The sequence below is a fragment of the Actinokineospora sp. genome, from assembly GCF_050699995.1.
Lineage (GTDB): Bacteria > Actinomycetota > Actinomycetes > Mycobacteriales > Pseudonocardiaceae > Actinokineospora.
This window is the reverse complement of the sequence record NZ_JBOHGC010000626.1, coordinates 1-24688: the sequence shown is the minus strand read 5'-3', so window position 1 is coordinate 24688 and position 24688 is coordinate 1. Positions and strand designations below refer to the sequence as shown.

Genomic DNA, 24688 nt, shown 5'->3' with positions numbered 1-24688 from the left:
GTACCCTCGGCCGGTGTCCTTCCGCACGATTTCCCTGACGGACCGACTCGCGAGAATCGCCGCGGGCACGCCGGACGCGAAGGCGTTGCGCGAGCAGGTGTTGGCCGAACTGGCCCGCGCGCTGCCCTTCGACGCGCATGTGTGGCTGCTGACCGACCCGGTGACCCGGGTCGGCACGTCACCGCTGGCCGCGATCCCCGGCCTGTCCTGGGAGCGGCTGCCCGCGCTCATCAAATGGCGCTACCTGACTCGGATCACCCGGTGGACCGACCTGGCCGACGCGGGCACTGCTGTCGCGTCGCTGCACGAGGCGACCGGCGGCGACCTCGCGGCGTCGGCGCTGTGGCGGGAGGAGCTGCGCGACCTCGGCGTGGTGGACACGGTCTCGGTGGTGTTCGCCGACCGGTTCGGCTGCTGGGGCTGGCTGGACCTGTTCCGCTACGCGCCCGCGAAACCGTTCAGCGCCACCGAGACGGCGGTGCTCGGCTCGATCAGCGCCGTCGTCACCACGGGGCTGAGGGAGGCGCAGGCCCGCACCTTCGTCGCGGGCGCGGTGGATCCCGAGGGTCCCGCCTTTCTCGTGTTGGGGCCCGAGATGCGGATCCGCCTGCAGACCTCGGCGGCCGCCGAGGCCCTCCACCGCCTCAACCCGCCGGACGAGCCGATCCCCGTGGTCCCGGCGGCGGCGTACAACGTCGCGGCCGCGCTCATCGCCCACGAACAGGGGAACCCGGTCGGCCCGCCGTGGTCGCGGGTGCATCTCCGCGCAGGCCACTGGCTCACCCTGCGCGCCGCCCGGGTCTCCTCGACCGGTCCCGACGCCGCGGACATCGCCGTGAGCATCGAGGCGAGCACACCCGCCGAACGCCTTGAGGTGTTCGCGTGCGCCCATGGCCTGAGCAAACGTGAGCACGAGGTGCTGACCGGCCTGTCCACCGGTGCGGACTCACGGTCGCTGGCCCGCCGACTGGCGATCAGCGAGCACACGGTCAACGACCACATCAAGGCGGTCCTGGCGAAGACCGGGTCACCCGGCCGCCAAGTGCTGCTCTCGCGCATCGCGGGCACGGGCTGATCGCGTATCCCGAGAACTGGGGATGTCCGCCCATCGGCCGGCGCCATACGGTTGGCGCACAACGAAAGGAGCTGTCATGTGCACCCTGGTCGTCCGAATGACGCTCGACCCCGCCCGCCTCGACGAGGTCGACCGCCACCTTGAGCAGGACGTCGCCCCGTGGGCGCGGCGCCAGGAGGGGTTCCGCACCGGCCGCTGGCTGCGCAGCGCCGACGCCAAGCGGGGCATGGGGGTGATGGTGTTCGAGTCAGAGCAGGCGGCTCGGGCTGCCGCTGAAGGTCCGCGGCGCTACGTCCCCGTCGATGGCCGGGCGTGGAACATCGACGAGGTCGAGCTCTTCGACCAGGTCGTCGCGGCTCCCGAGTAGCGCTGAATCGTCTACGCCACAAGCATTCCCGGCCGGTGGCCGGTCAGGAGAGGTGCGGCCAGGTCGAGCGCCACTCCTCGATCGCGAGGCCGCGCGCAGGCGGCGGGCAGAGGAACTGCTCGTCTTCGCCAGCGTGGTGTCGGCGGAGTTCGGGTAGAAGTGGCTAGCGCGATCGCGACGGCCGTCATCAGCGCGCCACACCGGAGTCGCGGGTCAGGTTCCGCTCAGCGTAGCCAGAAACCGCGGTCGCTCGAACGAAAACAGGCCCTCCCGTTGCCGGGAGGGCCTGTCTCGCGTGACTTGCCTAGGCGAGTGCGCCCGTGTACCCGGTGATCCAGGTCCGGTAGGCGGGGACGTCGCTGTAGATCGACGGGTCGACGGCGCAGGTGCTGGTGCGGCCACCGGCGCGGCTGGTCGCCCCGATGAGCTCCCACGTGCCGTTGACGGCCTTGATCTGCGGGCCGCCGGAGTCGCCGTAGCAGGCGCCCGCGTTGTCGCTCGGGTTGTCGGTGCAGATCTCGGTCGGGCCGTCGATGCGCCCGCCCTTGCACTGGTTGTCCGCCACGATGGAGGTGTTGAGCTCCTGCAGGATCACCGGAGCGCCACAGCCGCCGCGGACCGGGCAGGTCTGGCCCCAGCCGATGATGCGGGTGCTGGCGCCCACCGCGCCGGAGGTGTCCGCGATGCGGATCGGGGTCTGCGAGACCGCGCTGCTCAGCTGCAGCAGCGCGATGTCCCCGGTGGTGCGGTAGTTCGGGTGGATGATGATGCGGCTGACGCCGACCACGGTGCCGCCGCCGGTGCGGTCCGTGGTGCCCACGCGCAGTTGGGTGTTGCCCGGGGTGCGACCCGAGACGCAGTGCGCGGCGGTGACCGCCCAGTCCGCCTTGATCAGGGAGGCGCCGCAGACGTGTGAGCCGGTGGTGCTCTGCATCGACGCCATGAAGCTGTAGGTCTGGGTCGCGTTGCCGCCGCCGACGATCATCGGCGAGACGGGACCGTCGTCGGGTGCGGCGCTCGCGATCGGCGCGGCGAGCGCGGTCGCCGCGGCGGCGACCAGGCCCACGAGCAGGGTACGTGCCCTCATGTGGTGCTCCTTCCGTCGCCGAAGCCCTCGATTCGGCGACCAAGGGAACGTATGCAACCGCGGTGGGCCTTGCATACCTGCACACAACTGTCACCAGTTGCCAGTTGTTGCGCGGAAGCCACGCAAAGTAGTCAATTAGTGGCGTAGTCGCAGGCTCAGCCCGCCCAGGGCAAGCAGGACGGCCCCGGCGATGAGCACGATTGCCGCACCGCCCACGGAGCCGCCGGTCCAGTCCCAGATGGCCTCGGGGACCGCGAGGGTGAACCCGACGACCCCGGCGGCCAGCAGCACCGGCGAGCGGTTCAGCCGGTAGGCCACGAACCCGGCCACGGCGACTCCCGCGGTCAGCAGATACCCCCACGCCGTCCACTCGGAGGACCCCAACGGCACTTGGGCGCCGATCAGGGCGATGCAGGCGGCGGCGGTGTACCCGGCCCACCGCTGCCGAACCAGACCCGCCGCGGTCAACGCGCCCCAGAGCACTCCGACCACGATCAGCGCCCCCGCCAACCAGGGCGCGTCGGCGTCGAGCAGCTCCACGACCACCTGCCACACGACCGCCACACTGCCCACGGCCGCGACGGCGAGACACGCGAGCGACGGCAGGGCCAGGTAGCCGCAGACGGCGAGCACGAGCATGGTCGAGGTCGCCCACAGCCCCTCATGGCTGGTGGCGATCGTGGCGGCGGCGAACCCACCCACGATGGCGGTCAGCCCGAACAACACCCCAGCGACCCGAGTCCGCGCCGACGCCTTGCCCGCGCGCAGCCCCCGCAGTCCACCCGCGATCAGCACCCCCGCCACCATCAGAACCGCGGCGGAAAGCAGCAGAACGATGATCCGCGCGGACCGCGTCAGCTCCTCCCAGGACGTCCCGATCAACAGGGCCGCGCCCGCCAGGACCAGCCCACCACCCAGATACCCGAGCACCTCCGCCACCCGCCGCGGCACGCCTTCCGCCACGACCAGCGCCGCCCGCACGGCATCACCCTGCTCGGCGGTGAGCACGCCTTCCTCGACCAACTTGACCAGCGCGGCGTCCTGCTCGGCGGTGAGCGTCGTGGCCATGGGTGCCTCCTTGGTGCGTGTCACCAGAGTGAGGCATGTGGGGACGTTTCAGGGATGAATGGCCGACAACGAATTCGCACACCGGTCAGACGACCGGCAGTCCTCTTCCGACAGCTCTCGTGGGCGTTCTCACCGATCCAGTCCGACAGCGCTGCCCCGGAAGTGGGCGCGCAGGCGACTGCGCAGTGTCTGGGGGCTGGTGCGCGCGCTCAGCCGGCGCGGCGCTATGCCGACGTAGAGCAGGCGACCGCTGTCCAGTTCGGGGCACGGTGGCTCTATGAAATGCCAGCCGAAGACGCCCGACGCGGCCGGGGCGGCTGACGGACGGGCGAGGACTTGATCGCGTGTCCAGAGTTCGACGGGGTTCCTCAGTGCCAGGAGGAGCCGTTCGTGATCCTCGCTCATTCCAGAAGTGTCCCCGAGGGAACGGATTCCTCCGCCATCGGCAGGGTCACCGTGACGACCAGGCCGCCGCCCGGTCGGGGTTCGGCGTGGGCGTCGCCGCCGTGGGCTCGGGCGACGGCTTGGACGATGGACAGGCCCAAGCCCGCTCCCGGGGCCGAGAGCCGGTCGGCGCCCAGTCTGCGGAAGGGTTCGAACAGGGTCGGGATCTCGTACTTCGGCACTACCGGCCCGGTGTTGGTCACCTTGACCGCCACCGACCCGTTCCCCCCGGCGCCACTGGTCACCTCCACCCATCCGTCGGGGATGTTGTGGCGGACGCCGTTCTCGACGAGGTTCTGCACCAGCCGTTCCAGGAGCACCGGGTTTCCGGTGGTCGGGGCCTCTTCCGCAGTCGTCCGAACGGTGACCGGGCCCGGCGGGATCTGGGCGGCGACATGCTCGACGATGTCCGCCAGGTCCACATAGGACTGTTCGAGGACCTCGCTCTCCGATCGCGCCAGGACCAGCAGCCCGTCGATCAGGCGCTCGTGCCGGGCGTTGATCTCCAGCAGGGTCTCGGCCAGGTGCCGGACCTCGGCCGACGCCGGGCCCTTGTGCACGGCCACTTCGAGCAGCGCCCGGTTCAGGGTCAGCGGGGTCCGCAGTTCGTGGGAGGCGTTGGCGATGAAGCGGCGCTGGCCGTCGAAGGCGTGGTCGAGGTGTTCGAGCATGACGTCGAACGTGTCGGCCAGTTCCTTGATCTCGTCGTTCGGGCCGCTCAGCGCGATGCGTTCGCGCAGGCCGCGGTCGGCGGCGGGGGAGTCGGCGATGCGGCGCGCGGTCTCGGTCATCCGGTGCAGCGGCTGCAGCATCCGCCCGGCCAGCAGCCAGCCGAACGCGATGGCGGCGGCGCCGACCACGACCAGTGCGATGCCGCCCTGGGTCAGCAGCGCGTTGAGCGCTTCCCGACGGGCGTCCTCCTCGATCCGGGTGATGACCTGCCAGTTGTCGGTCATCGGCGGCGGCGGGGTCCCCGTGGGCGTCGGCGGGCCGCTGATCATGGTCTTGCGCGGCCTGGGCACCTGCTGCGACATCAGCGCGTAGGTGACCCCGAGCAGCAGCACGCCCGCGAGCAGGAAAAGCCCCGCGTACACCAGCGTCAGCCGCATCCGGATCGTCATTCGGCGACCGCGGGTCATGGGATGCGGTACCCCACTCCGGGCTCGGTCAGCACCAGCGCCGGTTCCCCGAGTTTGCGCCGCAGCTTCAGGATCGTCATCCGCACCGCGTTGGTGAACGGGTCGGTGTGCTCGTCCCACGCCTTCTCCAGCAGCGCTTCGGCGGACACCGCCGCGCCATCGGCCAGCAGGAGCTCGGCCAGCACCGCGAACTCCTTGCGGGACAACGGAACGTAGCGCCCGTCGCGGTAGACCTCGCGGCGGTGCGGGTCGAGGCGGACGCCGGCGCGGCGCAGGACCGGTGGGGCGGCGGGCCGGGACCGGCGTCCCAGCGCGACCACCCTGGCGGCCAGTTCGGGGAAGGCGAACGGCTTGGGCAGGTAGTCGTCGGCGCCCAGGGCCAAGCCCGCGACGCGGTCGTCGATCTCGGTGGCCGCCGTCAGCATCAGCACCCTTGCGGTCGCCGCACCGGCCACCAGCGCCCGGCACACGTCGTCGCCGTGCACGACCGGCAGGTCGCGGTCGAGCACCACCACGTCGTAGTCGTGCACGTCGAGCCGCTCCATGGCCGCGCCACCGTCGTGCACCACATCGACCGCGTGCGCGTCGGCCCGCAGCCACTGGGCGACGGCGTCGGCGAGCAGCGGCTCGTCCTCGACCACCAGGATCCTCATCCGCCCATGGTGGCTGATGGTGACGTTTCCTCAGCGTCAACGTTTTCGGCAACGGCCGGGAAATGCCGGGGGGAGTCCACTTCGGTCCCGACACCGAAAGGGGACGACAACGATGCGGGTCAGGACAGGATTGGTCGCCGCGGCGCTGGCACTGGGCATGAGCGGGTGTGCCGCGAATGACGACGGCGGCGACAAGGTGGCCACGGCGGGCGGTGCGGGCGGCGCCACGACAAGCGCCCCCGCGAAGCGCGAGGGGGACATGGTCAAGTTCACCCAGTGCATGCGTGAGCACGGCGTGGACATGCCGGACATGCCCGACGACGGCACCGGCAAGATCCAGATCAAGGTGCCACAGGGCAGCGACCCGAAGAAGGTCGAGGCGGGGATGGCCGAGTGCAGGCAGCACATGCCCAACGGGGGTGAACCGCCCAAGCTCGACCCCGAACAGGCCGAGCGGGCGCGGAAGATGTCGCAGTGCATGCGGGAGAACGGCGTGCCCGAGTTCCCGGACCCCGATCCCGACGGCGGCATCCGCGTGGAGATGAAGCCGGGATCAACGCTGGACCCGGAGAGCCCGCAGTTCAAGGCCGCCCGGCAGGCCTGCGCCCAGTTCCAGCCCGACGGCGCGGGCCCGCAGAACGAGAAGCAGGGATGAGCCGCAAACGCACGGGCCGGGTGGTGTTCGCCGCGGCGGCGGTGCTCTCGGTAGGGGCGGCCACCGCGGCTGCCACCGGCTTCGGGTTCGACACCGCACCCGCCGCCACCGAGGACGCCACGACCCTGCCGCCGAAAACCGCCAAGGTGGCCCGGCAGACACTCGTCGACGCGCAGACCGAGTCAGGCGAACTCGGCTTCGGCGAGGCCACGACGCTCGTGGGCAAACTCGACGGCACGGTCACGGCACTGCCCGCGACCGCCACCACGCTCGAACGCGGCCAAGCCCTGTGCCACCTGGACAACACCCCGGTCGTGCTGCTCTACGGCTCCCTTCCGGCCTACCGCACGCTGGAGTCCGGGGTGGAGGGTGCCGACGTCCGGCAGTTCGAGGAGAACCTCGCCGCGCTCGGCTATCGCGGCTTCACCGTCGACGACACCTACTCCGCCGCGACGGTGACCGCCGTGAAGAAGTGGCAGGACAACCTCGGCCTGACCGCGACCGGCACCGTCGAGCACGGCCGGATCGTCTACGCCCCTGGCGCGATCAGGGTGCACGCGCACAAGGCCGCGCTCGGCGAGGTGCTCAAGCCGGGCGCCGCGCTGCTGACCTACTCCGGCACCAGCCGGGTGGTCACCGTGGAACTCGACACCTCCGACCAGCGCCTCGCCGTCAAGGACGCGCCGGTGACCGTGAAACTCCCCGAGGGCGCACCCGTTCCGGGCAAGATCACCCAGGTCGAGACCGTGATCAAACCCGCCGAGGGCCAGAGTGCGGCGAGCACGAAGATCGAGGTCACGGTCAAGGTCGACGACGAGTCGACACTCGCCGGGCTCGACCAGGCCGCCATGGAGGTCGGGTTCGCCGCCGCCCGCCGGGAGAACGTGCTGACCGTGCCGGTGGCCGCGCTGCTGGCTCTGGCCGAGGGCGGTTACGGGGTCCAGGTCGTCGACGGCGCGACCACCCGGACCGTCGCGGTGAAGACCGGGCTGTTCGCCGCGGGCCGCGTCGAGGTGTCCGGCGACGGCATCAGCGACGGCACGACCGTGGGGATGCCCTCGTGAGCGCCGTGATCGAGCTGACCGCAGTGTCCAAGGCCTATCCGGGTGGGGTGACGGCGTTGCGCGCGGTCACCATCTCGGTCGAGTACGGCGAGTTGGCGGCGATCGTCGGCCCGTCGGGTTCGGGGAAGTCGACCATGCTGCACCTGATGGGGACGCTCGACCAGCCCTCGGGCGGCACCGTCCGGGTCGACGGGCACGACGTGGCGGCGTTGTCGGACCGACAGCTTTCGGCCCTGCGGGCCCGCCGGATCGGTTTCGTGTTCCAGCAGTTCCACCTCGCGCCGGGACTTTCGGCGCAGGACAACGTCGCCGACGGGCTGCTCTACTGCGGTGTCCCGCTCAAGGAGCGCCGACGCCGGGCCCGGGAGGCGCTGGTGCGCGTCGGTCTCGGCGACCGGATCGAACACGCCCCGCACGAACTCTCCGGCGGCGAACGCCAACGGGTCGCGATCGCCCGGGCGGTCGCGGGGGAGCCCGCGCTGCTGCTCGCCGACGAGCCCACCGGCAACCTGGACTCCGCGTCCGGGCAGGGTGTGATGGAACTGCTGCGGGAACTGCACGCGGGCGGCACCACGATCCTGGTCATCACCCACGACCGCGAGATCGCCGCCGCACTGCCCCGGCAGATCTCGATGCGCGACGGGGCGGTGGTCTGATGAGCGCATCCCTTTCGCCCGGTCGTTTGCGGCCCGGCGACGTGCTGCGCGTCGGCGGGGTCGGTCTACGCACGCGGCCGCTGCGGGCGTTCCTTTCCGCACTGGGCATCGCGATCGGCATCGCCGCGATGACCGCCGTGGTCGGCATCTCGTCGTCGGGCCAGGCCGCCCTGGACCGGACTCTGGCGGCGCTGGGCACCAACCTGCTCACCGTCGCCCCCGGCAACACGATGTTCGGCGAGACCGCCGGCCTGCCCGCCGAGTCGATCGCGATGATCGCCCGGATCGGACCGGTCCAGCAGGTGGCCGCCACCGGAACGGTCCCCGACGCCCATGCGTACCGCTCCGACCGCATCCCGGCGGCGCAGACCGGCGGGATCTCGGTGCGGGCCGCGCATTTGGGCCTGCCTAAGACCGTGGGCGCCGCTCTCGCGGCCGGAACCTGGCTCAACGAGGCGACCGCCACTTATCCGGCCACGGTGCTCGGGTCGACCGCCGCCGACCGCCTCGGGATCAGGAGTGCGGGGGAGGACATCCAGGTTCAGCTCGGCGGGCGGTGGTTCACGGTCATCGGTGTCCTCGCGCCGGTCCCGTTGGCCCCGGAACTCGACACCGCCGCGCTGATCGGCTGGGCCGCGGCGGAGTCCTATTTGGACTTCGATGGGCATCCGACGACGGTCTACACGCGGTCGGCGGACTCGGCGGTCGATGATGTGCGGGGAGTGCTTGCGGCTACGGCGAATCCGGAGGCGCCCAATGAGGTGAAGGTGTCTCGGCCGTCGGATGCGCTTGCCGCTCGCCAGGCGACTGATCGGGCGTTCACGGGACTGCTGCTCGGGTTGGGCGCTGTAGCGCTGCTGGTGGGCGGGGTTGGGGTGGCCAACACGATGGTCATCTCGGTGATCGAGCGGCGGGGCGAGATCGGGTTGCGGCGGTCGATCGGGGCGACCCGGGGGCAGATTCGGCTGCAGTTCCTTGCCGAGTCGCTGCTGTTGTCCGCACTTGGTGGGATTGGCGGGGCATTGCTGGGGATCTCGGTGACGGCGTTGTACGCGGGGACGCAGGATTGGCCGACTGTGGTGCCCGGGTGGGCTTCGGCGGGGGCTGTCGGGGCGACCGTTCTTATTGGTGGGGTCGCTGGGTTGTATCCGGCGATTCGGGCTGCTCGGTTGTCGCCGACTGAGGCTCTCGCTGCTCCGTGATGCTTTGGGGTGGGGTGCGCCTTCGGGTGGTTGGGCCTCACATGGGTGGGGTGCGGGAGAGTGCTCTCCCGCACCCCATTATCGACGGTTTGTCTACGGTGCAGTGATTGCTGCGATCGTCGCGCCCGCGTCGACCAAACCCGCGCCGCACCGGCCGGGGCAGGCGACAAGCGGGCGGGTGTTGGCGATCAGTGCCGCCTCCACCTGTGCGGGTGTCAGCGAGACCTCGCCGAGCATCAGTGCCACCAGGCCCGCGACGTGCGGGGCGGCCATGCTCGTGCCCATATACGTCTTGTACGACTCAGCTGCCTGGACGGTGGTTCCGGTGTTCAGGGTGGACAGGATGCCGTTCTCCGGGGTGGTGCGGGTGCCGGGCGGGTCGGTCGCCAGGCGAACCTCTCCGCCGGGGGCGGTGACGTCGATCTTCGCGCCGAAGTTGGAGTAGAAGGCGCGTTCGGCGCCGCGGTCGCTCGCGGCGACGGCGACCACGTTGTTGCAGTTGGCCGGGGTGAAGCCGGCGACGTCGGAGTTGGCGTTGCCCGCCGCGACGACGACGGTGGTGCCTGCCTTGACCGCGGTGTTGATGGCCTTCTGGTAAGTGCCGCTGCAGCGGGGGCTGGCACCGCCGAGGCTCATGTTGATGACCTTGGCCGGGTTCGGGTTGTTCGGGATGCGCGGCACCCGGCCGCCCGCGGCCCAGGCGATGGCGTCGGCGATGTCCGAGGTGTAGCCGCCGCACTTGCCCAGCACGCGCAGGGGGACGATCTTGGCCGCACCCGCGATGCCCGCGATGCCGGCGGAGTTGTCGGTCAGCGCGGCGATGGTGCCCGCCACGTGGGTGCCGTGCCAGCTTGAGTCGCTCGGCTTGGCGGCGCCGCCGCACTCGCCCGCGGCGTACCAGTCGCCCTCGTCGTTCGGGTTCGGGTCGCGGCCGTCGCCGTCGCGGGAGACCGACGGGTAGCTGATGAAGTCGTAGCCGGGCAGAACGTTTCCGTTGAGGTCGGGATGCGACACGATGCCGGTGTCGATCACCGCCACCGTCACGCCCGCGCCGTCGGCGGTGTTCCACGCCGCTTCGACGTTCATGCCGCCGACCGGCTCGAACAGGTCCCACTGCCGGCCGTAGAGGGCGTCGTTCGGCGCGGCCTGGGCGGTGACGATCAGGTCGGCCTCCACCTCGACCACACCGGCCTGCCTGCGCAGCTCGCCCATCAGCCGCTGCGATCCGGCCCCGTCCAGGGCGCGGTTGGCCCGGACGACGACGCCACCGGTCGCGAGTTCGCGCTCCTGAGCAACGTCCTTGTGACTGACCTTGCGCTCACTGACAGTGTCGGCGAACGTGACGATGAACTGGTCCGCCACCTGCTTGTTCGCCGCCGCCTGCTGCTTGCCGGTCGGCGCGCCGCCCGCGACGGCCGGCAGGGCTACCAGCCCACCGACGGTCAGACCCAGCGCGGCCAAGGCCGCCACGTAGCGTTTTCTCATCGGAAACGACCTCCCGGTCGACCGGGGATCAAACCCGGTCTTGTGCCTTCACGCCCACGTGCTGCGCACGGTATGTGACGGCAGTCACATTCGGAAGAGGCCGTTATGTACTGGTAGCGCTTTCCCGCTCGACCGCGGGCTCACGCACCCCCACGGTGAAGGCGATCAGCACCGCGCACACCACGACGGCCGCGAAGTGCAGGACGGTCGACGGCACGGAGATCCCCAGCGGCTCGGTCTCGGTGTCGCCGATGAGCGCGACGACCGAGTACACGCTCAGGCCGAGGAAGAAGACCAGGCCCATGTACCCGAAGAGCCGGGTCGTGCGCGAGTGGAGCGCGGCGCCCAGGGCCAGCGCGCCCGCGGCGGTGTGGATGATGTTCAGCAGGGTCGTCCCGCCGAGCCCGGCGACCGACGTCGTTCCCTCGAACTCCGCACTGCCGGTCTCGATGAGGCCGACGATGCCGATGACCAGGTAGACCAAGCCGAGCAGGGCGCAGAACGTCCGCGCCCCCCACACCCGAGGACCTCGGCCCCAACGCCGCGCGGTGGTGCTCATCGACCCGCTCCCTTCACTCGATCCGGTTCCGGTACTCATCGACCTCGTCGGCGGTGGGTCGACGCCGACCGCCTCGGCAAAGTCGTCGGGGTCGGCGTAGTCGTCCACATCGGTGGTCGTCGACCGCAGGACGCGGTTGATCCGGTCCGGGGAATCGGCCGCCAGCTCCAACGGTGGGTTTCGGCGAATGGACGCCAGGTGGCCGGGAGATCGCCGTGGGCGGCGGTGTCGGCCGGGTCCAGCACGACCAGGGTGGCGGCCATCGCTGCTCCCTCCGAGTCGGAACATCTGTCTGGGGATTACCCAGATCGGGCCCGCCGAATCATGACTCGTCGTCCTCCGCCTCCTTGCGGGCCAGGAGCCGCTGCAGGAGGTAGAGACCGGCCACGGTCAGACACTGCTCGGAGGTGAGCTGCGGGCCGGAGACCAGGAAGTCGGGACCGGTCAGCAAGTTCAGCCCGTGCAGCCCGAGCACCACGTATGCGACTGCCTCACCGCTCGGTGACCCGCAGCCGGCGGCAGCCGTACGGGTCCGGTTCGACCGTCGCCACCACCTCCTCCGACACCGGGACCTCCCCGGTGTGCAGCAGGTGGACGAGCAGGTGTGAGTCGTCCACGTCGTCGAGGGTGATCTGGGGAGACCGCTTGGCCTGCGAGGTTGTGCAGCACGACCACCGTCCCCTCGATGTCGCAGCGGTGGGCCAGGACGGACCGCTCGTTGGTGCCGAGCACCTCGTAGCGGCCCCACGCCAGCTCCGGGGACTCGCGGTACCGGTCGACAAGGTGCCTGATCCACGAGTGCAGCGAGTCGCCGTCACCCTCCTGCTCGCTGACGTTGACGGTCTCCGGCCCGAAGCGACCCTGCGGAATCGGCCCCGGCAACTCCGAGACCTCCGCCGCCGAGAATCCGCTGTTGCGGTCAGCGCTCCACTGCATGGGGATGCGAACCGCGAGCGGTGCCTCGGCGCGCAGGTCCTCGGCCGTAGAGCTGCATGTCCTTGTCCGGGCCGAACGCGCCGAAGACTTCCGGGCGTTCGGACTCGGTCAGACAGTCATGCCCTAGGCAATACCCAGGACCTACTAAAGCCCGGCGTTCAGAGCAACTGCACGTCGTCGATCAGCCAGCGGTCACCGCTCAGCACCAGGCTCAGCCTCATCCGGTTGCGGTCCACGCGGGGCTGCGGCGCGTTCGTGTTGGTGATCGTCTGGTCCAGGAACAGGATCAGCACCGCGCTGTCCGCGTCCGACTCGACCACCCCGAGCTGGGTCACCGCCCCCTTCGACGTCGCCTTCATCTGCATGATCAGCTGCGTGAGGTTGTCGCTGACCTGCTTGTACTGCTGGGCGAACTTCTCCGTCGAGTTGGCGGTGACGGTGGTGAAGTTGCCCGCCAGGTTGGTGAAGTCGTAGCCGGCGAGGTCCGTGGCGTAGCGGGTGCCCGCGTCGACGGCGGCGGCCCTGGCCGAGTCCGCTTGGCGCCGCTCGATGAACTTCCAACCGAGCAATCCCGACAGCGCCAGGAGCACGACGATCACCAGCGTGAGCGCGATGGTCAGCGCGCGCGGGCGCCGCTTGTCCTCAGTGGACTCGCCTTGCTCCGCAGTGGACTCAGGGGACTCGGTGGACTCGTCGGTGGTGGTTGTCGTCATCAGCTGACTCCCTGCAAGAAGAGTGACTGCCACGAACGGGGGCCGAGCACCTCGGCCTGGCCGCCGCCCGCGCCCACGGAGAACCCCTCACCGGACGGGGTGCTGCCCTGCGCGGTCGCGGGGTCGTATGTCGCCACCGGACGCGGCGCGTTCATCGCCCCTCGCTGCGACAGGCCGGGACCCGGCTGGCAGTGCCAACCCAGCTGCGGGTCGCGGGGTGAGGTGTCGGTCGGTGTCCGGCGGTCGGTGTCGTTGAAGCACACCGGTCCCTGCGCGCCGACGAGGTACATGTCGACGGTGTCGCCGTGCGCGGTGCTCGCCAGCGCGTCGAGCGCCCTGGGCAGGGCGACCATCGTCTCCTTCAGCGCCGGAATCCGGACGCTGACGATCTGGCTCGTCGTCAGCAGGTTCCCCAGCAGCGCCGTCACGGCCTGCTGGTTGTTCGCCATGAGCGGCGCCAGGGTCGCGGTGAGGCCGGGGGCGGTGTCCAGCATCGAGCGGATCGCCGGGTCCTGCGCGCGCACCTGGTCGGTGAGCCGCCGCATGTCCGCGGCCAGCTTCGGCAGCCCGTCAGCGGCGCCCAGCACCGAGTCGGCGTTGGTGAGCAGGTTGACCAGGACGGGGTCGTCGGCGCGCAGGGCGTCCATGAGGGTCTGCGTGTTCGTCATGATCTGCCGCAGCTCGGGGCCCATCCCGTTGAGGCCGGTCGCGAGCGCGTCGGTGAGCACCCGCAGGTCTTCCGGGTCGATGCTGTCGGCGAGTTCCATGAAGTGCACGAGCAGGGTGTTCAGCGGCAGTGGAACTGCCGTGTCCTGGGCCTGGATCACGCTGCCCTCGGTCAGGTACGGCGGCCGGTCGTGGGTGGGGCGCAGGTCGACGTGCTGGATGGCGACCGGGGTGTCCATGCTGATCACGGCCTGAGTGTCGGCGGGAATCCGCAGACCGGGGTCGAGGGTGAGCTCCAGGGTGACGCCTTGGCCGTCGGGGTCGATGTCGACCGAGCTGACCGTGCCCGCGTCGACGCCGCGGTAGGTCACCTGGGACTCGCGGGCCAGGCCCGCCGCGTCGGGCAGCCGGACGGTCACCTTCATCGGGGTGCCGAACGCCTGCGGCCCGAGCACGTTGTCCACGACGTAGAGCCCGGCGGCGAGCCCCATCACCGCGAACAGGACGAGCTGGACGATGACCGTGCGGTTCACCGGACCCCACCTCCCAGCGGAACGGGCAGCGGCAGCCCGCCGGTCGACTGGATCAGCTGCAGGATCGAGTTCGGCACGTCGACCTCAAGGTCGACGTCGAGGTAGTCGCCGGGGACCGCGCGGTCGAGCAGACCGCCGAACTTGGTGAGCTGGGCGAGGGTCGGTTCCAGCCGCTGATCGAACGCGCTGAGCGAGTCGAGCACCGGCCGCAGCTGCTTGAGCTGGGTGGTGAACGCCTGCCCGGTATCCCCGAGGATCCCGTTCGCCGACGTGCTCAACGCGGTCACCTTCGTGAGCAGCCCGGTGAACTGGTCGCGCTGCGAGATCAACACCCGCAGTGCGGGAGTGATGTCCGTGAGTGCGGCCTCCAGCAGGGGACGCTGGGCGGCGGTGTCGGCGGCGAGGGTGTTCATCGAGTCGATCAGGCCGGCGATCTGGGCGCCGTGGCTGTCGAGGGAGGCCAGCACGCCGTCGAGCCGGCGCAGCAGGTCGCGGACCTCGTCCTCGCGCCCGCCGAGCATGGTGTTCAGCTCGGTCACGATCGTGCGGACATGGTCGAGGCCGCTGCCGTTGAGCAGCCCGCCGACCGCGGCCAGCATGTTCTCCACGTCCGGGCCGCGCGAGGTCGCCGACAGCCCGATCACGTCCCCGTCGCGCAGCGGCTCGCCGGGCGCGGGTGCCGCCGGTGGCCGCAGGTCCACGAACTCCTCACCGAGCGCCGAGGTGAGCTGCAACTGCGCGGTCGTGCCGGGGGCGAGGACGGTGTCGGCGGTGATCTCCAAGCCGACCACCGCCTGGAAGTCGCGGGTGTCGATGCTCGACACCCGGCCCACGGTGGCCTGACCGATCTTGACCATGCCCCCGATCGGCACGTTCGATGCGTCGGCGAACACCGCGGTCACGTGATAGGTCGGGCCGTCGGGGGAGCGGCCGATCGGCAGGTTCTGCATGCTCAGACCGCAGCCGCTCAGCAGCGATGCGGTGAGCACCACGGGAAGGAGGCGTCGCATCAGCCACCGCCCAGGGGCAGGCCCGATGGCGGCAGCGGGATCGGGTTGACCAGCCCCGGGCCGGAGCACAGCGGCACCGGCAGCCGCCGGCACAGCGCCGCCGAGGCCGGGAACTGGCTGAGGTTGGTGGACATGTCCATTCGCAGCCGCAGCCGTTCGTCCGGTGACACTGCCCGCGCGGTGTTGCCCATCGCCAGCGGCAGCACGTCGAGGGTCTCGGCGAGGTTCTGCTGGTGCGCGGCCAGCGTGCCGGTGAGGTTGGCGAGGTTGGTCAGGTCTTCGCTCAGGGCGCCGCCGTGTGCGCGCACCAGTTTGTCCACTTCGGACAGGACGGCGGAGAGGTCGCCGATGGTGCGGGAGATGCCGTCGCGCTCGGTCGAGAGATCCGTCCCGAGCCTGCCGACCACCTGGGTCAGGGTGGAGATCTCCGCTTTGTGTTCGGCCAACACCTGCACGAGCTTGTCGACGTTGCCCAGCACCGCGCCGAGGTCGCCGGTGTTGCCCGCGAGCAGGCCCGTCGCCTGGCTGATCTTCGCGACCGCGTCGCGCAGGGCGGGTCCGTTGCCGTTCGCGGTGACCGCCGCCGAGTGCAGCAGCGCGGTCAGGTCCCCGTCCTTGTTGGCGCCGTTCGGACCCAGCGCCGTGGCCAGGGTGTCCATCGCCCCGACCAGCTGGTCCCACTTGATCGGCGCGTGGGTGCGTTCGACCGGGATCACCGCGCCGTCGCGCAGTTCTCCGCCGGTGCGGTACGGCGGGCTCAACTCGACGAACCGATCGCTGACGACCTGCGGGCTCATGATGAAGGCCTGCGCGCTGTCCGGGATGCGGGTGTCGCCGGGCAGGGTCATCGTCACCCGGACCACGGATCCCAGCGGAGTGACGGACTCGACGGTGCCCACCGGCACGCCCAGGACCGCCACCCGGTTGCCGGGGTAGACCTGGTCGGCGGCGGTGAAGTCGGCCGAGACCCGCAGCACCGCACCGGGTTTGAACGTGTGCCACGCGCCCGCGGCGAGCAGGGCGAACACGCACACCCCGGTCAGCACGGCGGCCAGTCGGCTCTTCATCGGCACCCCAGGATGAGTCCGGACACGCACAGCAGGTTGTCCGGCAGCGGCCCCGCCGGTCCCACGACGTCGGCCCACGGCCCGTTTCCGGTGGCGTTGGCGAGGTAGCGGCTGGTCGGTGCGAGTTGGGTGAGCGTGTCGGAGAGGGCTTTCTCGTTGGCCGACATCGCGATCACCAACTCGTGCAGGCGGTTCAGCAGCGGGCCAAGGACTTCGGCGTTGTCGGCGAGGAACTTGCGCAGGTGCTCGGACAACGCCCCGACGTCGGCGATCAGCTGCCGGATCACCGCCCGCCGAGAGTCGAGCATCTGCGCGACGGCGGTGGCGTCCCCGACCAGGGAGATCAGGGTGTCGCGCTGGCCGAGCAGGTCAGTGGTGACGGTCTTGGTCGCCTCCAGCAACTGGTCGAACTGGCTGTCGCGCCGGGCGATCAGGTCCGAGGCGGCGGCGACCCCGGTCAGCGCGTTGTTCACCAGCGCCGGATCTTGCGGGATCACCTCCCGCATCGTGTGGACCATCTTCTGCAGCGCGGCCAGATCGAGCTGCTCGACCGTGCCGGTGGCCGCGCCCGCGAGCTCGTCGAGGCTGTAGGGGACCGTCGTGCGCTCCAGCGGGATGACCGCGTCCTCGTCGAGCCTGCCGCTGCCCGCGGGCTGCACGCTGAGGTAGCGGGTGCCGAGGATGGTGAGGAGTCTGATGGAAGCGCTGGAACTCTCGCCGAGGGGTTGGTCGTTGTCGAGCCGGAACCGCACGTGGACCCGGTCGCCTGCCAGGCGCACCTCGGTGACCCGGCCGGACGGCACCCCGGCCACGTAGACCTGGTCGTGGGCGGTGAGCCCGGCGGCGTTGGCGAACTCGGCGGTGTAGTCGTTGGTGCGGGCCAGGAACACGAGCTTGGGCGCGAGCACCGCGGTGGCGACGAGGGCGAACAGGACCGCGCCCGCGAGGGCGCCGGTGACCATCGGGTTGCGGTGTCTCATCGGCACACCGCCGAGTGCTGGCCGAAGCCGAGATCCGTCGGGGTGCTCGCGAGGGTGATGCTGAGGTTGCAGACGTACATGTTGATCCACGACCCGTAATCGCCTGCCCGGTTGAGGTCGGCGAAGAACCCGGGCGCCGCGGCGAGGGCCGCGTCGATGCCGTCGGCGTTGCGCAGGAGGGTTTGGGCGAGGGCGTCGACCGAGCGGACGTCGCGGGTCAGGGTCGGCGTGAGGTCGCCGAGGAGATCTGAGAGGGTGCCCGCCAGTTGCGCGCCCGAATCCAGCGCCGCCGCGATCTGTTCCCGGCTCGCGGCGACGTTGTCGGTGAGTGTCGCCAGTCCGTCGAGGAGGGCTTCGAGGTCGTCGCGGTGGCTGTTGATCGTGCTGAGCACCGCGGTGAGGTTGTCGAGCACCTGGCCGATCACCTGGTCCTTGCCGTTGATCGTCGCGGTCACCGACACCACGTGCCGCAGCAGGCTCGCGATGGTGCCGGACTCGCCCTGGAACACCGCCACGAGTTCGCCCGCGAGCTGGTTGACCTCCTTCGGGTCGATCGCGTTGAACAGCGGCTTGAACCCGTTGAACAGCGACGTCATGTCCAACGCGGGGGCGGTCCGCTCGACCGGGATGGTCGAGCCCGGCGGCAGGTCGCCCACGCCGCCCGGGCCCGGCACGATCGCGACGGCCCGGGCGCCGAGCAGGTCGGCGTAGCGGATCACCGCTCGGGCGTCCGCCGGAATCCGCTGGTCCTCACGCAGGTCGAAGTCCACTGTGGCCAGTCCGTTCTCCAGCCGCACCCCGCTGACCGTGCCGACCCGGACCCCGGCGATCGTGATGTCGCTGCCGTTGATCAGCCCGGCCGCGTCGATGAAAACGGCGTGGTAGTCGTCGGTGGCGTGGTCGATCGGGTCGGTCAGCGTGTTGACCACGACCACGCCCGCGAGGACGGCGACCACGACGTAGAGCGCGAGTTTGATCGAGACGGCGGTCATCTTCACGGGATGATCACCTGGCTCCCACGCACCAGCGGGCCCAACAGCAGGCTGAACAGGTCCGGCTGGGACGACTGTTCGGGCAGGGCGCCGATCGGCGGTGTTTCTGTTGGCAGATAGGGGAGTAGCTGCTGCAAGGTCTGCTGCTCCTGCGGGCTGCCGACCGGCCCGGTCGTCCCGCTCGACGTGTCAGGCACAGCGGGCACGGCCTGCCCGCAGCTGGGCCCGGCCAGTCCGGGATAGCGCGGGCAGTCGGCAGGCGTGTACGGGTAGGGCTGGTCCAGGGTGATCGCGACCCGGATCTTGAGCCGCCCGGTGGAGAACCCGCGGTTGGCGGCTTCGAGGAAGCCGTTGGTGCTGTCGAGCATCTTGCCCAGCAACTCGGGTTGGCCCCCGATCGCCTTCGTCACCGGCGCGGTTGTGCGCACCAGCTGGATGAACCGGCCCGAGTTGTCGGTGAGCATCCGCTGCGCCTGGTCGGCGACCTGGCCGCCGCCGACGAGCAGGGCGGCGAGGTTCTGCTGCTTGTCGACCACCGTGCGGGAGAGCGCGACGGCGTTGTCGAGGGTGGCCAGGAGGTCGGGCGCGCTCGCGGCGAGCTGCCGGGTGATGCCCGCGACCTCGGTGAGGTTGTCGCCGAGTGAGTCGACCAGCGGCCGGGACCCGTTCACCAGGGCCGCGGCGTCGTCGATCATCCGCCCGTACTCGGCGCCGCGCCCGCGCAGCAGGTCGGCCATGGCGCCGAGCGCGACCTGGATCTTCGCCGGCTCCAGGGCGGTGATCAGGTCGTAGAGCTTGGTGTAGGCGACGTACAGCTGCACGGTCTGCGCCGAGGTGTCCGGTCGCAGCGCCGCGCCCTCCCGCAGCGTGCCCGTCGACGCTTGGCCTTGTGGGACAACGAGGTCGAGGTACTGGTCACCGAACAGGGTGCGCGGCAGCAGGCGGGCCTGGACGCCATCGGGGATCCGGTCGAGCCTGCCGTCCTTGATCCGCAGGGTCAGGGTCGCGCTGTCGGTTCCCGGGCGGATGTCGACGACCCGGCCGATCGGGACACCCCGGTACTGCACCGGCACGTTGTCCTGGATCGGGCCGCTCGCCGCGGGCAGCACCGCGGTGATCTCCGGCTCGGACGCGAACCCGCCCGCGCTGTCGACCAGTGTGAGGACGGAGACAACGGCGAGCGCGGACACGCCCGCGATCCCACGCAGCAGCAGGCTGGTGCGGCTGACTCCGCCTCGGGTGAGGTCCGGCATCACTGCACCCCCAGACCGGGCAGCGACGGGTGCAGGCCCCAGAAGGTGAACGACAGCAACATGTCCGAGACCGCGAGGGTGACGATGCTGGTGCGCAGAGCGGCGCCCGCGGCTCGGCCGACGCCTTCGGGACCGCCGGTCGCGGTGTAGCCGTAGAAGCAGTGCACCAACGTGATGATCACTGCGAAGATCAGCACCTTGAGCAGCGACTTGAGCACGTCGCCGGGGGTGAGCATCAGGTGGAAGTAGAAGTCGTAGGTGCCCTGGGACTGCCCGTTGATGGCGACCACCGCGACGTTCGTCGCCAGGTAGGAGGCGAACAGCCCGATCAGGTACAGCGGGATCACCGCGACGAACGCGGCCGCGATCCGGGTGCTGACCAGGAACGTCATCGACGGGATCGCCATGACTTCGAGCGCGTCGACCTCGTCGCTGATGCGCATTGCGCCCAGCTGCGCGGTGAAGCCGGTGCCGACCTTGGCCGCGAGCGCGATCCCGGCCACCAGCGGCGCCAGTTCGCGGGTGTTGACCAGCGCCGTCATGAGTCCCGACATCGGGGTCAGCCCGATCAGGTCGAGCCCGCGGTAGCCCTCCAGACCGAGCTGGGTCGCGGAGACGAACGACATGGCGAAGACGACGCCGATCGTGCCGCCGCCCGCGAGCAGCGACGCCCGGCCGAAGCTCACCTCGGCGATCAGCTTGACCACGTGCCGCCAGTAGTGCGTGACCGCGCGCGGGACAGCGGCCAGGGCGTAGGTGTAGAAGCTGACTTGTACGCCCAGCCTGATCAGCGCGCCGGTGACCGGTTGGACCAGTCGGCTGCCGCGCCGTACCGCGGTTCCCGCCATCAGTAGGCCCCCCGAGCCGGGACGATCACTGTATACAGCTCGGTGACCACCACGTTGACGATGAACACCAACACGAACGCCAGGACGACGGCCTCGTTGACCGCGTCGCCGACCCCGCTGGGCCCGCCTTTGACCGTGAGGCCCTTGTAGCAGGCGACGATCGCGGCGCAGACGGCGAACGCGGCGGCCTTGATCTCGGCGACCAGGAAGTCGGACAGGCGGGAGAACTCGGTGAGGGCGCCGAGGAAGCTGCCGGGGGAGTTGTTCAGGGCGATGACCTGGAAGCCGAAGCTCACGCCGATCCCGACCGCCATCACCACCCCGTTGAGCAGGACGGTGACGACCGTCGCGGCGACCACCCTGGGCACCGCGAGCCGCTCGACGGTGGACACCCCCATGACCTCGAGCGCGTCGGTCTCCTCCCGGATCTTGCGGGAGCCGAGGTCCGCGCAGATCGCCGAACCGCCGACCCCGGAGATCATCAGCGCGCAGATCAGCGGTGCGGCCTGCCCGACGATGACGAACGCCACCACCGCGCCGCCATACCCCTGCGCGCCGAGCTGACCGGCCAGGGAGCCGATGTTCACCGCGACCATCACACCCAGCGGGACGGTGACGAGCACCGCGGGCAGAGTCGTGACAGTGGCCAGGAACCACATCTGGTGCACGCACTCACGCCACGGAAACCGGCGGTAGCGCAGCGACTGCAGGCCCGCGAGCAGGGTGAGGACCGCGAAGTCGAGCATGTGCCCGATCTGCAGGGCCGCGTCGGCCACGGGCCCGCGGGACGGCGGTGTCTCCAAGAGCACTCGCTGAGCCTCCTTCGCCGATGCGTCTCAAGTCACAACGAGCGTTACGTATCGTGGGTTACGGAACAGTCGTTATGCCCAGGAGTCGTCGGAGGTGAAGTGGTGGCACGACAGATCCGGGATCCGCGAAGTCGGGAGCTGATCATCGCCGCGGGTTGGCGGCTGATCAGCACCCAGGGCGCGGCGGCGGCCACGATGCGCACCATCGCGGCCGAGGCCGGGGTCACCACCGGGTCCGTCACGCACTACTTCGAGGACAAGGCCGAGCTGATGGGCGCGATCCAGCGCTACAACGGCAGGCTCGCCGCCGAGCGGGTGCGGGCCACGGTGGGCCGCAGACGCGGCCTGGCCGCCGTCAAGCGGGCCGCGTTGGGCTTGCTTCCCACGGACGGCGATGGTGTCGCGATCTGGCGGGTCTGGCTCGCCTTCTGGTCCGACGACCCGCAGCGCTCGCCGTCGGCCGGTGGTTTCGGACCGGGCTACCGAGCCTGGGGAGAGCTCGCCCACCGACACCTCGAAGAGGCGGTCGATGACGGCGAACTTCGCGTCGACCTCGACCTGCGTCACGAGGTCAGCCGACTGGTCACCCTGGTGGCGGGCATGGGTTTGCTGTCCGGATCCGACCCCGAAACCCGAGACGAACTCCGACGCCGAGCGAACCGCATGCTCGCCGAGCACTTCGCCACCCTGCGGGCGGCGGACCTCGTCGACTGAGCCGACCAGCCGAAGCGGTGTGCGCCTGACGCGAAGGTCGAACTGGTGTGGCCGAAGGTGGGATTCGGTTGCCTGACTGTCGAATTCGTCGGTCGGTTGACGCGACTCGCTGGTCGGAATGTCGAACTCGTCTGCCGGGACGTTGAACTCGCTTGCCGGGAGGGGCGACTCGCGGGTGGTCACCGGGCCGCCAGTTGGGCGTGGGCGCCTTTTCCGTAGAGCGCGCGGGCCTGGGCGGGCGTCACCGTCTCCGCGCGGACCGGCGGCTCGGCGCGCACGTGCATGGCCAGCATCCGGGACGTGGCGGGCCCGAGCAGGCCGGTCGCGGCGAGCATTCCCGTGCGGATCGGGCCTTTCGCGTCGGTGTCGGGGCGGATCTGGCTCCCGATGACCTTCACGGCCAGCTTGGCCGCGGGCATGATCGCCCGGTCCACCACGGCGGGCTGGTCGAACCCACCCAGCTTGCGCATCCACTTCGGCAGCGTCGCGATCGCGGCGGGCGCGACGATCCGGCTGCCGCCCCACGCCTTGACGCCCATATCCCACGGCACGTGCAGCAGGTAGTGCATGCCCTCGTTGGCCCGCTCCGAAGTACACAGCCGCGGCCGCACCTCCGCGTAATACTCTCGGACCTCTTCCCGCGAGCGGGGCACGTCGCCGGGCTTGCAGGTCTGCAGTTCCGCGGCGGTGACGCACTCCGCCCAGAACCGCTCCTCTTCCTCGGGAGTCAGACCCGGGCCGTACTTCTCATAGCACTTCAGAACCGAGTGCCAGCCCGTGATGTGGATCCACAGCTGCGATGTCGGGCTGTTCGCGCTGTAGCGCTGACCGGAGATCGGCTCGACGCCGGTCGCCTTGGCGTGCACGCGCATCAGGAACTCCGAGGCCTCGATCGCGGTGCGCGAATCCGCGACGGCCACGGTCAGGAAGTACGCCAGCGTGCGGTCCAGCCGCCCGTACGGGTCGTTGTAGATCCCACGCGAGTCCGCGACCGCGGCGGTCAGGAACGGGTCGAAGTGCTCAAGCACGACGGCGCGCTGGAAGCCGATCAGCGCGGTGGGGCTCGTCCACACCTTCCACGACGGCGAGTCGGGTCCGAAGAACCCGTAGTCCAGCCGTCGGGGCATCGGTTCGGGCTGTCGCGGGTGCGCTGCCATCGGTTCTCCCTGCGCCATTACTACTACTGAGTAGTAAATATGCTTCAGTGGAGTAGCTTTGTCTAGAGGGACGGCGTGAATCAGCGAAGTTTGTCGGCGAGCTTGCCTTCGGCACCGAAGAGCTCAGCGGTCCAGCGCTCCAGCAACTCGGTGTTGTCGTGGTCGTCCGGGTGAAAGCCCGGCCGGTTGTATGCCGCGATCCGGCGGAACACCTGCCGGGTCAGGAACGGCGAGTGCCGCAGCGCGACGATGCTGCGGACGAGCCGGACCGGGTGGTACGCGGCCCGGTCCTGCAGCAGCGAGAGCAGCGTGTGTCCCAGCACGCCCAGGATGAACGTGACGGTCACGAAGTGCATGGTCCGGATGCGCCTGCGCTCGCTGCCGTCCGCCGCGCGGTAGACGTCGAACGCGACGGCCTTGTGCTCGGACTCCTCGACCGCGTGCCACAGCAGCAGCGAGCGCACCTCCGTCGAGCCGAGTAGCCGCTGGGCGCGCTCGTCGGTCAGCAGGGTCTCGGCCAGCGCCGCGGTGTAGTGCTCCAACGCGGCGGTCATCGCCAGGCAGCTCAGGCCCGGCAGCTTCTGCTCCGCCCGGCCCAGTCCGATCTTGGTGCGGCGGTCCACCCGGCGCGTGGGGTAGCCCATCTCCTGCAGCCGCTCGTTGAGCGCCCGGTGCTCGCGTCCATGCGTGACCTCTTGGCCGATGAACCCCGCGACCTGCGCCTTGAGCTCCGGATCGTCGACCTTGTCGGCGTAGCGCCGCACCGAGCGGACGAAGAAGTCCTCGCCCTCGGGGAACATCGCCGAGAGCACGGCCACGATGTGGCTCATCACCAGGTCGCCCTCGCCTTGGCCGTCCTTCTTCACGAAGTGCCGGTCGAGCGCGCCGGTGGGGTAGGCGAACCGGATTCGGCGCACACGCGGCACGGGCTTCGGTGTCGGTTCGGTGCTCATGCGCGCTCCCGTGAAAGTCGACGAAAGGTGTGACCGGCCGTCACAGGACTTTAGCTACAGTGCTGTAGCAAATCAAGGCTAGACTGCTCTGGTGACCGCGACGAGGGAAGCGACCGGCAAGCGTCCATACGCGCCGCGCATGCCCGCGGCCGAACGCCGCGAGCAGCTGCTCGACGCGGCGCTGGAGATCATCAACACCCGTGGTCTCGCCGCCGTCTCGATCGACGCCGTGGCGAAGGCCTGCGAGGTCACCCGGCCGGTCGTCTACGGCCAGTTCACCGACGCGCACCACTTGCTCAAAGACCTGCTTGACCGCGAGGCCCAGCACGCGCTCGGGCAGCTCGCCGCGGCCGCCGCGCTCCCGGTCGACCTCGCCGACCCGGCCAAGTGGTTCGCGGACGTCTGCCGCGCGCTCGTCAGCGCCGTGTCGGAGCGCCCCGCGACGTGGCGGGCCATCCTGCTGCCGGTGGGCGCGGTCCCCGCCCCGGTGCGCGAGTACCGCCGCCGTGGCGAGCAGGCAGTGATGACGCAGTTCGAAGGGGTGGCCCGCCGGTTCCTGCGCGGCCGCGACAACGCCGTCGACGTCGACGTCGACGTCGACGT

The 24688-nt window shown here is 70.4% G+C and carries 27 protein-coding genes; 8 read left to right on the top strand and 19 right to left on the bottom strand.

Annotation, left to right across the window (positions count from 1 at the left end):
• The first annotated feature begins 13 nt into the window (after window positions 1-13).
• Complete coding sequence (locus ACRDSQ_RS30045; RefSeq protein WP_431425721.1) at window positions 14-1075, top strand: helix-turn-helix transcriptional regulator; 1062 nt, start codon at window positions 14-16, stop codon at window positions 1073-1075.
• Window positions 1076-1151: 76 nt separating this feature from the next.
• Complete coding sequence (locus ACRDSQ_RS30040; RefSeq protein WP_431425719.1) at window positions 1152-1442, top strand: hypothetical protein; 291 nt, start codon at window positions 1152-1154, stop codon at window positions 1440-1442.
• 304 nt (window positions 1443-1746) lie between these two features.
• Here the strand turns inward: ACRDSQ_RS30040 and ACRDSQ_RS30035 are convergent, their stop codons facing one another.
• The 4 genes from ACRDSQ_RS30035 to ACRDSQ_RS30020 all read right to left on the bottom strand — a co-directional run bounded on the left by ACRDSQ_RS30035 (window position 1747) and on the right by ACRDSQ_RS30020 (window position 5833).
• Entirely contained in the window at window positions 1747-2529 is a 783-nt protein-coding gene (locus ACRDSQ_RS30035; protein WP_431425718.1) for a S1 family peptidase, read from the bottom strand.
• A 135-nt stretch (window positions 2530-2664) separates the two neighbouring features.
• A complete protein-coding gene (locus ACRDSQ_RS30030) occupies window positions 2665-3597 on the bottom strand; it encodes a DUF2157 domain-containing protein (RefSeq protein ID WP_431425716.1) in 933 nt (310 codons plus the stop codon).
• 401 nt (window positions 3598-3998) lie between these two features.
• Complete coding sequence (locus ACRDSQ_RS30025; protein ID WP_431425714.1) at window positions 3999-5162, bottom strand: sensor histidine kinase; 1164 nt, start codon at window positions 5160-5162, stop codon at window positions 3999-4001.
• A gap of 14 nt (window positions 5163-5176) precedes the next feature.
• The gene (locus ACRDSQ_RS30020; RefSeq protein WP_431425713.1) at window positions 5177-5833 is read right to left on the bottom strand and encodes a response regulator transcription factor; all 657 of its coding nucleotides are present in this window, start codon (window positions 5831-5833) and stop codon (window positions 5177-5179) included.
• A gap of 112 nt (window positions 5834-5945) precedes the next feature.
• Between ACRDSQ_RS30020 and ACRDSQ_RS30015 the strand changes: the two genes are divergently transcribed.
• From ACRDSQ_RS30015 to ACRDSQ_RS30000, 4 genes are read left to right on the top strand one after another with little or no spacing between them, the layout of a single operon-like run.
• The gene (locus ACRDSQ_RS30015) at window positions 5946-6488 is read left to right on the top strand and encodes a hypothetical protein (RefSeq protein ID WP_431425712.1); all 543 of its coding nucleotides are present in this window, start codon (window positions 5946-5948) and stop codon (window positions 6486-6488) included.
• Complete coding sequence (locus tag ACRDSQ_RS30010; protein ID WP_431425711.1) at window positions 6485-7552, top strand: peptidoglycan-binding protein; 1068 nt, start codon at window positions 6485-6487, stop codon at window positions 7550-7552. The genes ACRDSQ_RS30015 and ACRDSQ_RS30010 overlap by 4 nt, the downstream gene beginning before the upstream one ends.
• A complete protein-coding gene (locus tag ACRDSQ_RS30005) occupies window positions 7549-8208 on the top strand; it encodes an ABC transporter ATP-binding protein (RefSeq protein WP_431425710.1) in 660 nt (219 codons plus the stop codon). Before ACRDSQ_RS30010 ends, ACRDSQ_RS30005 begins: the two co-directional genes overlap by 4 nt.
• Window positions 8208-9410, top strand: a complete 1203-nt coding sequence (locus ACRDSQ_RS30000) for an ABC transporter permease (RefSeq protein ID WP_431425708.1) — start codon at window positions 8208-8210, stop codon at window positions 9408-9410. Before ACRDSQ_RS30005 ends, ACRDSQ_RS30000 begins: the two co-directional genes overlap by 1 nt.
• A gap of 93 nt (window positions 9411-9503) precedes the next feature.
• On the opposite strand, the gene ACRDSQ_RS29995 is transcribed toward ACRDSQ_RS30000, so the two are convergent.
• The 13 genes from ACRDSQ_RS29995 to ACRDSQ_RS29935 form a co-directional block, all read right to left on the bottom strand.
• Window positions 9504-10895: a S8 family serine peptidase gene (locus ACRDSQ_RS29995; protein WP_431425706.1), complete on the bottom strand. Its 1392-nt coding sequence runs from the start codon at window positions 10893-10895 to the stop codon at window positions 9504-9506.
• A gap of 103 nt (window positions 10896-10998) precedes the next feature.
• Window positions 10999-11625: a DUF4383 domain-containing protein gene (locus ACRDSQ_RS29990; protein ID WP_431425705.1), complete on the bottom strand. Its 627-nt coding sequence runs from the start codon at window positions 11623-11625 to the stop codon at window positions 10999-11001.
• Between the two features lie 151 nt (window positions 11626-11776).
• Window positions 11777-11932 carry a hypothetical protein gene (locus ACRDSQ_RS29985; RefSeq protein ID WP_431425704.1) on the bottom strand — a complete coding sequence of 52 codons (156 nt, stop codon included), beginning with the start codon at window positions 11930-11932 and terminating at the stop codon, window positions 11777-11779.
• Between the two features lie 13 nt (window positions 11933-11945).
• Window positions 11946-12071 (bottom strand): hypothetical protein, encoded by a 126-nt coding sequence (locus ACRDSQ_RS29980; RefSeq protein WP_431425702.1) that lies wholly within the window; start codon window positions 12069-12071, stop codon window positions 11946-11948.
• Window positions 12072-12548: 477 nt separating this feature from the next.
• Complete coding sequence (locus ACRDSQ_RS29975) at window positions 12549-13103, bottom strand: VirB8/TrbF family protein (protein WP_431425701.1); 555 nt, start codon at window positions 13101-13103, stop codon at window positions 12549-12551.
• Window positions 13103-14302: an MlaD family protein gene (locus tag ACRDSQ_RS29970; RefSeq protein ID WP_431425699.1), complete on the bottom strand. Its 1200-nt coding sequence runs from the start codon at window positions 14300-14302 to the stop codon at window positions 13103-13105. Before ACRDSQ_RS29970 ends, ACRDSQ_RS29975 begins: the two co-directional genes overlap by 1 nt.
• The gene (locus tag ACRDSQ_RS29965) at window positions 14299-15312 is read right to left on the bottom strand and encodes an MCE family protein (protein WP_431425698.1); all 1014 of its coding nucleotides are present in this window, start codon (window positions 15310-15312) and stop codon (window positions 14299-14301) included. The genes ACRDSQ_RS29970 and ACRDSQ_RS29965 overlap by 4 nt, the downstream gene beginning before the upstream one ends.
• Window positions 15312-16379, bottom strand: coding sequence for an MCE family protein (locus tag ACRDSQ_RS29960; RefSeq protein ID WP_431425696.1), 1068 nt, complete (start codon window positions 16377-16379; stop codon window positions 15312-15314). Before ACRDSQ_RS29960 ends, ACRDSQ_RS29965 begins: the two co-directional genes overlap by 1 nt.
• Entirely contained in the window at window positions 16376-17359 is a 984-nt protein-coding gene (locus tag ACRDSQ_RS29955) for an MCE family protein (RefSeq protein ID WP_431425694.1), read from the bottom strand. Before ACRDSQ_RS29955 ends, ACRDSQ_RS29960 begins: the two co-directional genes overlap by 4 nt.
• Window positions 17356-18351 carry an MCE family protein gene (locus ACRDSQ_RS29950; RefSeq protein ID WP_431425746.1) on the bottom strand — a complete coding sequence of 332 codons (996 nt, stop codon included), beginning with the start codon at window positions 18349-18351 and terminating at the stop codon, window positions 17356-17358. Before ACRDSQ_RS29950 ends, ACRDSQ_RS29955 begins: the two co-directional genes overlap by 4 nt.
• A gap of 2 nt (window positions 18352-18353) precedes the next feature.
• Entirely contained in the window at window positions 18354-19604 is a 1251-nt protein-coding gene (locus ACRDSQ_RS29945; protein WP_431425692.1) for an MCE family protein, read from the bottom strand.
• Window positions 19604-20452 (bottom strand): ABC transporter permease, encoded by an 849-nt coding sequence (locus ACRDSQ_RS29940; protein WP_431425690.1) that lies wholly within the window; start codon window positions 20450-20452, stop codon window positions 19604-19606. Before ACRDSQ_RS29940 ends, ACRDSQ_RS29945 begins: the two co-directional genes overlap by 1 nt.
• Entirely contained in the window at window positions 20452-21261 is an 810-nt protein-coding gene (locus tag ACRDSQ_RS29935) for an MlaE family ABC transporter permease (protein WP_431425689.1), read from the bottom strand. The genes ACRDSQ_RS29940 and ACRDSQ_RS29935 overlap by 1 nt, the downstream gene beginning before the upstream one ends.
• A gap of 102 nt (window positions 21262-21363) precedes the next feature.
• On the opposite strand from ACRDSQ_RS29935, the gene ACRDSQ_RS29930 reads away from it, so the two are divergent.
• Window positions 21364-21975, top strand: a complete 612-nt coding sequence (locus ACRDSQ_RS29930; RefSeq protein WP_431425688.1) for a TetR/AcrR family transcriptional regulator — start codon at window positions 21364-21366, stop codon at window positions 21973-21975.
• A gap of 179 nt (window positions 21976-22154) precedes the next feature.
• Here ACRDSQ_RS29930 and ACRDSQ_RS29925 read toward each other — a convergent pair whose 3' ends face one another.
• The gene (locus tag ACRDSQ_RS29925; protein WP_431425687.1) at window positions 22155-23132 is read right to left on the bottom strand and encodes an oxygenase MpaB family protein; all 978 of its coding nucleotides are present in this window, start codon (window positions 23130-23132) and stop codon (window positions 22155-22157) included.
• Between the two features lie 80 nt (window positions 23133-23212).
• Window positions 23213-24085, bottom strand: a complete 873-nt coding sequence (locus ACRDSQ_RS29920) for a metal-dependent hydrolase (RefSeq protein ID WP_431425686.1) — start codon at window positions 24083-24085, stop codon at window positions 23213-23215.
• Between the two features lie 91 nt (window positions 24086-24176).
• On the opposite strand from ACRDSQ_RS29920, the gene ACRDSQ_RS29915 reads away from it, so the two are divergent.
• Window positions 24177-24688 (top strand): TetR/AcrR family transcriptional regulator (locus tag ACRDSQ_RS29915; RefSeq protein ID WP_431425685.1); only part of this gene is annotated, 512 nt, incomplete at its 3' end.